Here is a 12869-nt window from a genome sequence, read left to right on the forward strand (position 1 = left end):
TAATTCGGGTTCTAACCCGAATTACCACTCACGACCAGCTGCGGCAGACCGGCAGGCCGGCGTCCAGGATTGTCCTGGCAGGCTGTCTTCGGCCGCACCGAACAAAGATCTCGCCCTGCAGTACTAGAAGTGCGTGCCGCACCACGGCGCGGCGGTCGTGGTGAACAGTTCGTCGGCCCGCCCGAGCGCCGCCGCGTCGCAGACGTCGACGCGGCCGGCCGCGGCCAGTGTCGTCGCGGCCCAGTGCCCGAGGTAGAGCATGCCGAGGGTGTCGACGTCGAGGGCCAGGTCCGCGGCCGCACCGGTACGGCGGACGCCGTCCGGGCCGATCTCGTAGTGCCCGGTGTTGGCCGGCAGGAGGCGGTCGGTCACCGCGAGCACCACCGGGGCGGCCGCGCGGTAGGTGCGGGCGGCGAGCGCGGCCGCGACGTCGACCGGCCGCAGCCACAGGTCGTCCTCGACGGCGAGGGTGGCCGCGTGCCGGTGGTCGGTCAGCATCAGCGCGAGGGGCTCGTCGACCGGGCGGTGCCGGGCGTACACCTCCGAAACCAGGTCCACCGACAGCAGGTACCGCCAAAGCGCGGCCCGCGCGGCCGGGCCGGTGGCGTGCAGATCGTGGACGTCCAGCGCGGCGCCCTGGTCGGGTGAATCGAACGACCGGCGGTCGATCGCGGCGTACACGACGAAGCCGTCGTCGCCGTCCGGTCCACTGTGGACAGCGACGAGGCGGCCGCCGTCGGGGCCCACCTGCCGGTCGTGCGAGATCGTCCACCACTGCTCCGGCCGCCCGATCATGCCCGGCCGGTGCAGCCCGATCCGCCGGTACAGCCCGGGAATCTCCCGCACCGCCTCCTCGGGCGTGAGCAGCCGGACGTCTCCCCCAGTCGCGACGCGCTCGTGCAGCCGGGCCGCCGGCCGCTCCACCCGCAGGGTCTTGCCGAGCGCGGCCGAGCCGTAGCCGAACCGCCCGTAGATGGTGGGTTCGCTGGCGTGCAGGACCGCGAGCGGCAGCCCCCGCGCGGCGAAGCCGGCCAGCTGGGCCGCCATCATCGCGCTGAGCACCCCGCGGCGGGTCCGGTCGGCGCGCACGCCGACGCCCTCCACCGCGGCGACCGGCAGCGTCCGCCCGCCCGGGACGGCGATCTCGGTGTCGTAGGAGCTGACGATGCCGATCGGGTTCCCGCCCTCGAACGCGCCGAACTTGTGCGCAGCGGGCCAGGACTCCCCGATCCGGGCCCAGAGGTCGTCGGTGACAGGCAGGCTGTGCAGCGCGCGGCGCAGCAGGTCGAACGTGCTGCGCCGCTCTTCTTCGGTGATCGGGCGGACGTCGAAGTCGGTCATCCTCCCGATCCTGCCGCCCGCGACCGCACTCGGCACGCGGTTTTCCCGCCGGCTCAGAAGTGGCTGCCGCTCCAAGCCGCCAGGCGGGTGCCGAAGAGCAGGTCCGCGGCTTCGGGAGCGGCCGGGTCGCGAACCTCGATCCGGCCCGCCGCCGCCAGCGCCGAAGGCCGCCAGGTGCCGAGGTAGACCATCGCCAGGGTGGTGACGTCCAGCCGGAGCCCGGCCGGCCGGTCCGTGCGCCCGGCACCATCGGGGGTGACGAGGTACCGGCCGCTGTTGCCGGGCAGCAGCGGGTCGGTGACCTCGACGACCACCGGGTCGGCGGGGCCGTACGCCCGGCCGGCCAAGGCGGCCGGGACGTCGACGAGCCGGATCCAGTGCTCGTCCCCGATCCGGTCGACACTCCCGCACCGGTGGTCGGCCAGCAGCAGCTCGATCGGATCGTCGAGCGGCCGCGACTCGGCGGCGATCCGGTCCACCAGGTCCAGGCCGAGCAGGAACCGCCACAACCCCGCGAACGCCGTCGGGGAACCGGCGAACAGGTCTGCCACCTGCAGGGTCTTGATCCCCGGGTGAGCGATCGGGCCCTCGACGTAGTAGAACGCGAACCCGTCCGGCCCGCCGGGACCGTGGTGCACGACCGCCTTCGCCGGCGTGGTGTGCCGCCGCAGCTGCATCTCGTACAACCGCCACAGCACCTCCGGCCGGGACATCATCCCCGGCCGGCGCTCGAGACCGTCGTACACACCGGGACAGACCTCGAAAGCCCGGTCGAGGTCCAGCAGCTCCAGCTCCCCGCCCACCGGGGCGTCCGCGCGCAGCCGCGCCCGGTGCCGGTCGACGCTGTAGCCGCGGTACCGCGTGGCCAGGCCGTAGCCGAACCGGCCGTAGATCCCCGCTTCCGAGGCCAGCAGGTTCGCGAACACCACCCCGCGCGCGGCGAAGTCCTCCAGCTGCGCCGTCATCATCGCCCGCAGCACCCCACGACGAGTCCGGTCGGCCCGCACCCCCACCGAAGTGACACCCGCCATCGGCAGCCGCGCCCCACCGGGCACCGTCAGCTCCGCGTCGAACGAACGGGCCGTGCCGATCAGCTCCGGGTCGAACGCCCCGACCGTGCCCCCGGGCTGGTAGTACCGCGCCGCGTACACCCATTCGGCGTCATCGGACGGCGGGAAGTGCACGGTCTCCCGGAACAGGTTGCTCGCCGCCCGGTGCTCCGCGGTGTCCAGCGTCCGGATCTCGAAGTCGCTCATACCCGGATCATCTCCGGAAACGACGAAGCCCGGCCACCGGAAAACCGGCGGCCGGACCTCGGGTCACGCTACTTCGCGACGGGCGGCGAAACCTCGTAGTTGCCGCCGTCACCCTTCACCGTGATCGGCACCTGCTGCGGCTTCCCGGCGATGGTGGCGGTGCACTCGAACTTCGCCCCGTCCGCCACCTTCTGCTCGGCCGGGCAGGTGACGGCGGTGACGCCGTCGATCTTGTAGGTCTCGGTCAGCAGCTTCTGCACGTCGGTCTGCATCTGGGTGTTGTTGAAGACCTGTGTCTTGAAGAACCCGGGCGCGACGAACCCGAGCACCAGGACCACGGCGAGGACCACGATCGCCGCGACCACGCCGATCAGCAGGCCCTTCTTCGACTTCGGCGCCTGCTCACCCTCCGGCGCCGCTGTGCCCGGGAACTGCTGGGTGTAGTCGTACTGGCCACCCGGCTGCTGCCCGTACTGCGGCTGCGCCTGGGGCCCGCTCTGCGGGTACGCCCCACCGGGCTGCCCGTACTGCGGCTGCGCCTGCGGCCCGCTCTGCGGATACCCGCCGCCGGGCTGCTGGCCGTAGGGCGGCGGCTGCTGGCCCCACTGCGGCTGCTGTGGGGCGTACCCGCCCGGCTGCTGCCCCCACTGCTGCGGTTGCTGGGGCTGCTGCGGCTGGCCCCACTGCTGCTGCTGGTTCGGGTCGTAGGAAGGCTGCTGCGGTTGACCCCACTGCGGCTGCTCCTGCGAGCCGCTCGGCGGGTACGCGCCGCCCGGCTGCTGCCCGTACTGGGGCTGCTGTGGGTCGTTGCCGCCATACGGCGTGCTCATCGTCTGCCTCCGCCTGCTTCACTCATCTCGCTGTCCACCCCGAAACACCGGCAAGCCGCGCACACGGTGTCGAACGCGATCCAACCACAGGTCGGAGCCGAGCACACGGTCCCACGCTCACTGCTTGCGCCGCTTGGAGCAGGCCTAACACGAAGTTCACGCCGCTCCCGCGGCCACGACCCCACGCCTGAGTGCCTTCACCGCCTCCGCTGCCGCCGCACCCACCGGATCCGCCTTCCCCAGCACGTCCCGGATCTGGTCGAGCAGGTCGATCACCTGCCGCGACCAGCGCACGAAATCACCGGCGGAAATCTCCTGGCCGTTGGCCTCGGCCGCGGTCAGGACCTTCTCCAGGGATTCACCGCGAGCCCACCGATAAACCGGCCACGCGAACCCGGCGTCGGGCTCCCGGGTCCGGTCGAGCCGGTGCCGCCGCTCGTCCTCGGTCAGCTCCACCCACAGCCGCGCCGTCTCCTGCCACGCCTCGGGCACCGCCCCACCCGGCAACCGAGGCTCGCCCGCGGTGTCCCGGCGCGCTTCGAACACCAGCGTCGAGACGACCGCGGCCAGTTCGGCCGGGTTGAGCTTGCGCCACACGCCGTGCCGGATGCATTCGGCGGCCAGCAGGTCGGACTCGCTGTAGAGCCGCGTCAGCCGCCGGCCGTGCTCGGTGACGCGGTCCTCGCCGTCCCCGGCCGACTCCGGCCCCAGTCCATCCATGCCCCCGCCGCCACCCTCAACGGAGGCGCTTCGCGCCACTGTCAAGTAGTTACGCTCACCCAGCAAAGCCAGGATCCGATCGAACGCCCGCGCCAGCGAGTGCGTCGTCGCCGCGACCTTCCGCTCCAGCTGCTGCGTCTCCGCGGCGAGCCGTTGGTACCGCTCCACCCAGCGCAGATTCGCCTCGCGCTCGGCCAGCCCGTGACCCGGATGCGCCCGCAACGCCCGCTGCAACGCCGCCAGCTCACCGTCCTCGTTCGCCCCCGACCGCCGCTTCTGCCGGCCCGGCAGCGAAATCCCGGCGTTGCGCAGCGTCGCAGCGATGTCCCGGCGCGTCCGCGGCGACCGCAGCTCCACGTGCTTGGGCAGCTTGATCCGGCCCAGCACCTCCGCCGGCGCCGGGAAGTCCGCCACCGACAACGGACCCGACCACCGGTCCTCGGTCACCACCACCGGCCGCGGCTCCCGGATCGGATCCAGCCCCGGATCGACCACCACGGCCAGCCCCGCCCGCCGCCCCGCCGGCACCGCGATGACGTCACCCTTGCGCAGCTTCTCCAGCGACTCGGCGGTCCCGGCCCGCCGCACGGCCGTGTTCTGCCGCGACAAGGCCTTCTCCCGCGCCGAAATCTTCGCCCGCAGCTCGACGTACTCCAGCATCTCCTCGAAATCGCCGGTCACCGCGGCCGTGTAGCCCTTCAGCGCCTCTTTGTTCCGCTCGATCCGGCGCGCGGTCCCCACCACCGACCGGTCGGCCTGGAACTGCGCGAACGACTGCTCCAGCAGCTCACGCGCCTCGACCGCGCCGACCTGCGCCACCAGGTTGACCGCCATGTTGTAGCCCGGCCGGAACGACGACCGCAGCGGATAGGTCCGCGTCGAGGCCAGCCCGGCCACCTGCTTCGGATCCACCCCCGGCTGCCACGCCACGACGGCGTGTCCCTCCACGTCGATGCCGCGCCGCCCGGCCCGGCCGGTGAGCTGCGTGTACTCCCCCGGCGTCAGATCGACGTGCGCCTCGCCGTTGTACTTCACCAGCCGCTCGAGCACGACCGTGCGGGCCGGCATGTTGATCCCCAGCGCCAGGGTCTCCGTGGCGAACACGGCCTTCACCAGCCCGCGGACGAACAGCTCCTCGACGGTCTCCTTGAACGCCGGCAGCAACCCCGCGTGGTGCCCGGCGATCCCGCGCTCCAGCGCCTCCCGCCACTCCCAGTAACCCAGCACGCCCAGATCGCCCTCGGGCAGATCCGCCGTGCGTTCCTCGATGACCCGCCGGATCTCCTCGACCTCGTCCGGCCCGTTCAGCCGCAACCCCGACCGGACGCACTGCGCCACCGCGGCGTCACACCCGGCGCGGGAGAAGATGAACACGATGGCCGGCAGCAACCCGGCCCGGTCCAGCTGCTCGACGACGTCGACCCGCGACGGCGGCCGGAACCGCGGCATCCGCGGCGGCGCACCCCGCCGGCCCCGCGTCCCCCGGAACCCCGCCGGCGCGTACTGACGGCCGATCTCCTCCGTCCGGCGCAGCAGGGTCGGGTTGATCCGCAGCTCGGCGCCCGGCGCGTGCACGTCCTCCCCGGCGAACAGGTCCAGCAGCCGGTTCCCGACCAGCATGTGCTGCCAGAGCGGCACCGGCCGGTGCTCGTCGACGACGACCGTCGTGTCGCCCCGGACCTCCACCAGCCACTCGCCGAACTCCTCGGCGTTGCTGACCGTCGCCGACAGCCCCACCACGCGGACGTGCTCGGGCAGGTGCAGGATCACCTCTTCCCACACCGCGCCCCGGAACCGGTCGGCGAGGTAGTGGACCTCGTCCATCACGACGTACCCGAGATCGGTGATCGTCGACGAGCCCGCGTAGAGCATGTTGCGCAGCACCTCGGTGGTCATCACGACCACCTGCGCGTTGCCGTTGATCGAGGTGTCCCCGGTCAGCAGGCCGACGGCGTCGGCGCCGTGGCGGGCCACGAGGTCGGCGTACTTCTGGTTCGACAGCGCCTTGATGGGCGTCGTGTAGAAGCACTTGCGGCCCTCGGCGAGCGCCAGGTGCACGGCGAACTCGCCGACCACGGTCTTGCCGGCCCCGGTGGGCGCGCAGACCAGGACGCCGTGGCCGTCTTCGAGGGCCTCGCACCCGCGGATCTGGAACTGGTCGAACTCGAAGGACGCCTCCGCGGCGAAGCGCGTCAGCTGGGGGTACTTCCCGCGGCGAGCGGAGGCCGCATAGGCCTCGGCCGGGGACGAAGAAGGGCTACTGGCCACCTCGTCAGGGTTTCACACCCGACCGACAGCCCGCACGTTGCGTACATCGACCCGCGGTATATGTCGTTATACACTCGAAAGGACCGCGGCGCCGTCCGGTGACGGCGTCGTCGTCACGAGCAGCCAGGTCAGCGGCGTGTCGGTGACCGCGGTCGCCCGCGCGCTCGACCCCTTCCCTCGGGAGTCCGCAACGGCCAACTCACCCGCGTGCCCGGCGAGTTGGCCGTTCCGGTGCGTGAGTTGGCCGCTGCGAGCGGTGAGTTGGCCGTTCCTGTCCCGGCAGACCAGCCACCACGGCCACGCCGACCGAAGAACTGTCCCTGTAGCACTAGAAGGGCACTTTCACGTGAAAGTGCCCTCGTCAGGCCAGCACGGTGAGCGCGCCCGGCACGCAATGGGCGGTCACCGGGACCGTGCCCTGCGGTTCCCCGTCGGCGTAGGCGGGCCAGGTGTTGCCGGCCAGGGTCACCGAGCGGGCGCGCAGCGTGCGGACCGCCGGGTGGGTCACGTGCTTGCCCGTGCGCAGGCCCGGGAGCATGCGGATCAGGCCGCGGCGGGTGGCGTGGCCGATGATCGTGACGTCGAAGACGCCGTCCTCGGGGTCGGCCGTGGGGCAGATCGGGACGCCGCCGCCGTAGAAGCGGGTGTTGCCGATCGCCACCAGGGTCGCGTCGAGTTCGAGGCGGCCGGCGCCGGTGTCGACGACCACCGGGCGGGAGCGGAACGCCGCCAGTTCGGCGAGGATCGCGACGTCGTAGCGGCGCGGCCCGGACGGCCAGCGCATCCGGTTGGCGCGTTCGTTGACACTCGCGTCGAACCCCGCGCACAGGACCGTCGCGAACCAGGTGTCGCCCGCGCGGCCGAGGTCGATCCGGCGGCGGGCGCCCGAGCGCAGGGCCGCCACCAGCGCGTCGACCGCGGGGAGCGGCTCGCCGGGGATGCCGAGGGCGCGGGCGAAGTCGTTGCCGGTGCCCGCCGGGACCAGGCCGAGCGCGACGTCGTTGTTCGCGCAGAACTGGACACCCTGGTGGGCGGCACCGTCCCCGCCGAGCACGATCAGGGCGTCGAGCCCGGCGGCGTGGGAGGACCGCATCAGCGCGCGGGACTCCTCGACCGTGTGGGCGACCAGCACGTCGAGCCGGTCGACCGCCGTGCGCAGCCGCCCGGCGACGGTGTCGGCGATCCGGGCGGCCGCGCCGTGCCCCGACGCCGGGTGCACGGCGAGCGCGGCGTGGATCCCCACTAGGTGACGTCGTCGGTGCTCGAGCGGCCGCCGGACGCGGTCGGGGCGGACGGCTCGTCGTCGACGGTGCTCGGCGTGTAGTCGAACGGGGCGGCTTCGTCGTCGGCGAGCTTGTCCCAGCCCTCGTCCCCGCGCGCCTTCTCCAGCTTGCGGTCGTGGAAGCGGGCCATCTGCACGGCGATCTCGAACAGCACGGTGAGCGCGCCGGCGAGGCCGAGCATGGAGAACGGGTCGGAGCCCGGGGTGGCGAAGGCCGCGAAGACGAACAGCGCGAACACGATGCCGCGCCGCCACTTCTTCAGCTGCACGTACTTGACGACGCCGACGCGGTTGAGCATCACCACCAGCAGCGGGAGCTCGAAGCTGATCCCGAAGATGATCAGCAGCGACAGCAGGAACGAGATGTACTTGTCCGCGGTGAGGGCGGTGACGAACGCGTCCTGCCCGAAGCCCATGAGCAGTTGCAGGGCGTGCGGGAAGAGGATGTAGGCGAGCACGGCGCCGGAGGCGAACAGCACCGACGCGAACGCGACGAACGTCATCGCGTACTTGCGTTCCTTGCTGTACAGGCCGGGCGCGATGAACGCCCAGATCTGGTACAGCCAGGCCGGCGAGAGCAGCACGGCCCCGGCCGCGATGCCGACCTTCAGCTGCGTCATGAAGGCCTCGAACGGCACGGTCTGCAGCAGCCGGCACCCTTCGGCGCTGTCGAGCCGCCGGGCCGGCGGGATGGCGCAGTACGGGTCCTTGACGAGGTCGCCCAGCGACGGGATCGGGCCGAGCTTGGTGCCGAACCAGATGAACCCGAAGATCCCGCCGATCACCACCGCGAGCATCGCGAAGCCGAGGCGGCGGCGGAACTCGTAGATGTGCTCGATGAGCGTCATCGTGCCGTCGGGATTGGCCCGACGGCTGCGCTTGTGCCGCTTCGACCGGCGGCTGTCACCGTTTCCGGAGGCGGATTCCGCCACGGGTTGTTCCGTTCTCGTCGGAGTCCGCCGGAGCGCGCCGGGTTCGGCGCGCTCCGTGGACCGGGGACCAGGTGTGGCCGGAGCCGCTCAGCTGACGTTCTTCTGCGGCTGCTCGGCCGCCTGCTGCTTCTTCAGCTCGTCGAGCTGCCGCTGCAGGTCGGCGACCTGCTGGTCGGTCGAAGCGGGCGCGGCGGGCGTGGCCGGGATCTGCTTCGTCTCGGCGGGCTCGGCGTCTTCGTGCGCCGCGGCCTTGTCGCCGGTGAGGTCCTTGGTCTCGGCCTTGAAGATCTTCATGGACTTGCCGATGGACCGGGCCGCGTCGGGAAGCCTCTTGGCCCCGAACAGCAGCACGACGACGAGCACCAAGATGATCAAATGCCACGGCTGCAATCCGTTCAGCATGGTGGCCTCCTATCTGCGTCTGGTAGGGATGTTACTGGTTTTCCGGTTTGTGGCGGCGTTGCGCGAACGCGACGCGCAGCGCAGCCGACCGGGCGCGGACGAGCCCCGCCCGGTCCTGGGTGTTCGTAGCCACCATGCTTGCGGTCTGCCGGAAAGCACGCAAGACCTTGACGGTCCGCACCAGCAGGACCACGAGGACGGCGAGGCCGATCGCGATGAGCACAGCGGTGGGCAGGTACGGCACGCCGTCAGCCTAGTGGTCGCAGGTTGACGGAAGGTGACGGGCTCGGGCCACGGCGTCGGCGGCCCGGCGGCCGACATCGGACGCGAGGTCCGCCGGGCTCTCCACCAGCGCTTCCCCGCCCAGCCCCAGCACCAGGCGCACCATCCACGACTGGTCGGCGTAGCGCATCCGGATCCGCAGCCGGCCACCGTCGAGTTCGTCGAGCTCCTCGCACGGGTAGTACTCGGCTACCCAGCGTGCGTCCGGGTCGAGGACCAGGACCGCCTCCCGCTGGTCGGGACGCTCGCGGAAGACGCCGTCGGAGATGTCGGTGGGGTGGGCGTGCGCCGGCGGCCGCGACGGCTCGCCGAGGACGGTCAGCTCGTCGATCCGGTCGAGGCGGAACAGCCGGACGCTTTCGGCGCGCCGGCACCAGGCCTCGAGGTAGCCGACGGCCTGGACGATCAGCAGCCGCATCGGGTCGACCGTGCGCTCGGTGATCTGGTCCTTCGAGGCGGTGTAGTAGCGGATCCGCAGCGCGCGCCCGTCCCGCAGCGCCCGGGCGACCTCCTCCCGGGTCCGCGCGGTCTTCTTGCCCTCGCGCACTCCCCCGCCGACGACCACGCCGGCCGGCTGGGCCTGCCCGGCGGCGGACTCGATCTTGGCGATGGAGCGGCGGACGGCGTCGCCGTCGACCACGCCCGGTGTCTCGGCCAGCGCCCGCAGCGCCACCAGCAGCGCGGTCGCTTCGCCGCCGGTCAGCCGCAGCGGGCGGCTCATCCCGGCGTCGTGGGTGACGACGATCGTGTCACCCTCGAAGGACAGGTCGATCAGGTCGCCGGGGCCGTAGCCGGGCAGCCCGCACATCCACAGCAGCTCGAGGTCCTTGCGCAGCTGCTTCGGCGTGACGTCGAAGTCCTGCGCGGCCTCGTCGATGCGGATGCCCGGGCGCGCGAGCAGGTACGGCACCAGGGCGAGCAGCCTCGGCATCCGGTCGGTGGACCCGCTCACCGTGCGCCCACCTGCCGGGCGACGACGGCTTCCAGCCGGTCCTGCACGCTCTTGGCCAGCACGTCGGGTTCGAGCACGACGACGTCGGGGCCCTGCGCGCTGATCCAGTCGGCGGCCGATTCGGGGTAGAGCAGGCCGATCTCCACGAGGTCGCCTTCTTCGCCGTCGACGGTGCCGCGCCCGACCACGGTGCCGCGGCGCCGGACTCCGGCCGCGCGGCCGTCGGCGACCCACACCCGGGCGGTGGTGACCGGCGACGGTTCGCTGTCCCCGGTGGCCGTGACGAGCTTGAGCAGGTTGACGCCCTCGGGCCGCCGGACCTCGCCGGGCTTGCCGACCGGGCCGACCTGCCCGGTGACGCGGGAGAGCCGGAAACAGCGGGTGGCACCGCGGTCGCGGTCGTGCCCGACGACGTACCAGCGGGCCCGCCACGACACCACGCCCCACGGTTCGAGGGTGCGCATGATCCGCTCCGGGGATCCGCTGCGCCGGTACTCGAAGCGCACGGCCTGGCCGTTCTGGACCGCGGCCAGCAGCGGCCCGAACGCGGGTTCGGCCCGCACGCGCGGCTCGACCACGGTCGGTGCCTGGTCGTCGACCTCCAGGCCGGCGGCGCGCAGCTTCACGAGCGCGCCCTGCGCCTGGCCGGTCAGCTCCGGGGAGTCCCACAGCCGGGACGCCAGCGCGACGGCGGCGGCTTCGTCGGGGGCGAGATCGATCTCGCCGAGTTCGTAGTCGCGGCGGGCGATGCGGTAGCCCTCGATCGCGTCGAACGCGGAGTTGCGGCCGGTTTCCAGGGGGATGCCGAGCTCGCGCAGTTCGGTCTTGTCCCGTTCGAACATCCGGAAGTAGGCCTCGTCGCTGGCCGCGTCGCCGTATCCGGGCACGATGCCGCGGATCTTCTCGGCAGTGAGGTACTGCCGGGTGGACAACAGGGCCAGCACCAGATTGACCAGCCGTTCGGCGCGTGCGGTGGACACCCGGTAGAGCCTAGCCCGCGCCGCCCGGCCCGATCGTGAGGTCCGGGGTACGCGCGTCGTAATCGCCCCGCGCGGCGTCGACGGCTTCGAAGTTCGCCTCGGCCCACTCCTTGAACCCGGCCATCAGCGCGCGCAGCGATTCCCCCAGTGGCGTAAGGGAATAGTCGACGCGGACGGGCACCGCCGGGGTGACCTCGCGGCGGACGAGACCATCCCGTTCGAGCACCCGCAGGGTCTGGGTGAGCATCTTCTGGCTCACCCCGGCGATGCGCCGCGAAAGGTCGCTGTAGCGCTGCGGCCCGTCACCGAGAGCGACCAGGACGAGGCTGACCCACTTGCCGGCGATCTCGTCCAGCAGCTTCCGGGTGGGACACGCCGCCAGGTAGGCGTCGTAGGCGGCTTTTTCGGCCTGCCGCCGCTGTTCCGCCGTGCGCGTGGGCACCGGGCGAACCTCCTCGTACCGTGGGCACCTGCAGGTGCGTACTTCCCGATGGAGAGTAGCTCCCCATATGTTCGCGGGGAAGGTGCTTCCCGGAAGGAGACGAAGATGCGTGCGGTGGTGGTCCGGCGGTTCGGCGAGCTGGAGGTGGTTTCGGTGCCGCTGCCGGAACCGGGTCCGGGGCAGGTCCGGATCCGCGTGACGGCGGCCGCGGTGAACCCGGTGGACCTGGCGACCCGCAGCGGTGCGCTGAGTGCCGCGGGGGTGATCCCGCCGCGGGAGGTACTCGGGCTGGGGTGGGACGTCGCGGGCGAGATCGACGACGCCGGGGACTCCGGGTTCCGGGTGGGCGACGCGGTGATCGGCCTGCGCGATCGGATCGCCACCCCGCTCGGCGCCTACGCCGACCACATCGTCCTGGACGCTTCCGCCGTGGCGCCCGCGCCCGCCGGCGTCTCCCCCGCCGAGGCCGCGACCCTGCCGCTCAACGCGCTGACTGCCGCCCAGGCGCTCGACCTCGTCGAAACCACCGGAACAGTCCTGGTGACCGGGGCGGCCGGGGCCGTCGGCGGGTACGCCGTCGCGCTGGCGCACGCGCGGAAGCTGCGGGTCGTCGCCGTGGCGTCCGAAGCCGACGAAGCGCAGGTCCGGGCGTTCGGCGCCGCCGAGTTCGTGCCGCGCGGGCCGTCACTGGCCGCCCGGGTCCGCGCGGTGGTCCCGGGCGGGGTGGACGCCGCACTCGACACCGCGCTCCTCGGCCTGGACGCCCTCGACGCGGTCCGGGGCGGCGGCGAGTTCGTGGCGTTCGCGGCGGGAGCGGCGCCCCTGCCGTTGCGCGGGATCCGGGTCCGCGGCGTGTGGATCCGCGCGGACGGCGAGCGCCTGGCCGAACTGGCCCGCCTGGCGGAGAACGGGACGCTCCCGCTGCGCGTGGCCGGGGTCCTGCCGCTGACCGAGGCGGCGGCCGCGCACGAACGGCTGGCCGCGGGCGGGCTGCGCGGCAGGCTCGTGCTCACGCCCTGAGAACCAAGCGCCCCAAGGTGGCCTTCGGTGCGTCTGACGCACCCAAGGCGGGGTGGATTCATGTGGTTGTTGCAACATGCTCTACATCGGACAGTAGCATGTTGATCTTTTCCTGCGGGGTAAGCCAGTTCAGAGTCTTGCGGGGACGGTCGTTGAGCCGGG

General features: G+C 72.3%; 12 protein-coding genes. 1 reads left to right on the forward strand and 11 read right to left on the reverse strand.

Features of this window, described 5'->3' with window-relative positions:
• Positions 1-123: 123 nt before the first annotated feature.
• From ACLJQF_RS48640 to ACLJQF_RS48690, 11 genes are all read right to left on the reverse strand, one after another.
• The gene (locus ACLJQF_RS48640) at positions 124-1341 is read right to left on the reverse strand and encodes a GNAT family N-acetyltransferase (protein ID WP_410617475.1); all 1218 of its coding nucleotides are present in this window, start codon (positions 1339-1341) and stop codon (positions 124-126) included.
• A 53-nt stretch (positions 1342-1394) separates the two neighbouring features.
• Entirely contained in the window at positions 1395-2597 is a 1203-nt protein-coding gene (locus ACLJQF_RS48645; protein WP_410617476.1) for a GNAT family N-acetyltransferase, read from the reverse strand.
• Positions 2598-2665: 68 nt separating this feature from the next.
• A complete protein-coding gene (locus ACLJQF_RS48650) occupies positions 2666-3427 on the reverse strand; it encodes a DUF4333 domain-containing protein (RefSeq protein WP_410617477.1) in 762 nt (253 codons plus the stop codon).
• Between the two features lie 156 nt (positions 3428-3583).
• A complete protein-coding gene (locus tag ACLJQF_RS48655; protein WP_410617478.1) occupies positions 3584-6415 on the reverse strand; it encodes a DEAD/DEAH box helicase in 2832 nt (943 codons plus the stop codon).
• Between the two features lie 361 nt (positions 6416-6776).
• Positions 6777-7658: a diacylglycerol/lipid kinase family protein gene (locus ACLJQF_RS48660; RefSeq protein ID WP_410617479.1), complete on the reverse strand. Its 882-nt coding sequence runs from the start codon at positions 7656-7658 to the stop codon at positions 6777-6779.
• Positions 7658-8629, reverse strand: coding sequence for a twin-arginine translocase subunit TatC (gene tatC / locus ACLJQF_RS48665; protein WP_410617480.1), 972 nt, complete (start codon positions 8627-8629; stop codon positions 7658-7660). The genes ACLJQF_RS48660 and tatC overlap by 1 nt, the downstream gene beginning before the upstream one ends.
• An 87-nt stretch (positions 8630-8716) precedes the next feature.
• On the reverse strand, positions 8717-9031 hold the full coding sequence (tatA, locus tag ACLJQF_RS48670) for a Sec-independent protein translocase subunit TatA (RefSeq protein ID WP_410617481.1): 315 nt from the start codon (positions 9029-9031) through the stop codon (positions 8717-8719).
• A 31-nt stretch (positions 9032-9062) separates the two neighbouring features.
• Entirely contained in the window at positions 9063-9275 is a 213-nt protein-coding gene (locus ACLJQF_RS48675; protein WP_410617482.1) for a bacteriophage holin, read from the reverse strand.
• A 9-nt stretch (positions 9276-9284) separates the two neighbouring features.
• A complete protein-coding gene (locus ACLJQF_RS48680; protein WP_410617483.1) occupies positions 9285-10265 on the reverse strand; it encodes a helix-turn-helix transcriptional regulator in 981 nt (326 codons plus the stop codon).
• Positions 10262-11245 (reverse strand): helix-turn-helix transcriptional regulator, encoded by a 984-nt coding sequence (locus tag ACLJQF_RS48685; protein WP_410617484.1) that lies wholly within the window; start codon positions 11243-11245, stop codon positions 10262-10264. The genes ACLJQF_RS48680 and ACLJQF_RS48685 overlap by 4 nt, the downstream gene beginning before the upstream one ends.
• A gap of 10 nt (positions 11246-11255) precedes the next feature.
• Positions 11256-11687 carry a winged helix-turn-helix transcriptional regulator gene (locus ACLJQF_RS48690; protein WP_410617485.1) on the reverse strand — a complete coding sequence of 144 codons (432 nt, stop codon included), beginning with the start codon at positions 11685-11687 and terminating at the stop codon, positions 11256-11258.
• Between the two features lie 105 nt (positions 11688-11792).
• Between ACLJQF_RS48690 and ACLJQF_RS48695 the strand changes: the two genes are divergently transcribed.
• Complete coding sequence (locus ACLJQF_RS48695; RefSeq protein ID WP_410617486.1) at positions 11793-12707, forward strand: NADP-dependent oxidoreductase; 915 nt, start codon at positions 11793-11795, stop codon at positions 12705-12707.
• The last annotated feature ends 162 nt before the right edge of the window (positions 12708-12869 follow it).

This window comes from Amycolatopsis sp. lyj-109 (assembly GCF_046548995.1).
Classification (GTDB): Bacteria; Actinomycetota; Actinomycetes; order Mycobacteriales; family Pseudonocardiaceae; genus Amycolatopsis.

What these genes read in the sequence shown, in the direction of transcription:
- ACLJQF_RS48640 (WP_410617475.1), bottom strand. Translation starts at nt 1,341, where the DNA reads ATGACCGACTTCGACGTCCGCCCGATCACCGAAGAAGAGCGGCGCAGC.
- ACLJQF_RS48645 (WP_410617476.1), bottom strand. Translation starts at nt 2,597, where the DNA reads ATGAGCGACTTCGAGATCCGGACGCTGGACACCGCGGAGCACCGGGCG.
- ACLJQF_RS48650 (WP_410617477.1), bottom strand. Translation starts at nt 3,427, where the DNA reads ATGAGCACGCCGTATGGCGGCAACGACCCACAGCAGCCCCAGTACGGG.
- tatA (WP_410617481.1), bottom strand. Translation starts at nt 9,031, where the DNA reads ATGCTGAACGGATTGCAGCCGTGGCATTTGATCATCTTGGTGCTCGTC.
- ACLJQF_RS48695 (WP_410617486.1), top strand. Translation starts at nt 11,793, where the DNA reads ATGCGTGCGGTGGTGGTCCGGCGGTTCGGCGAGCTGGAGGTGGTTTCG.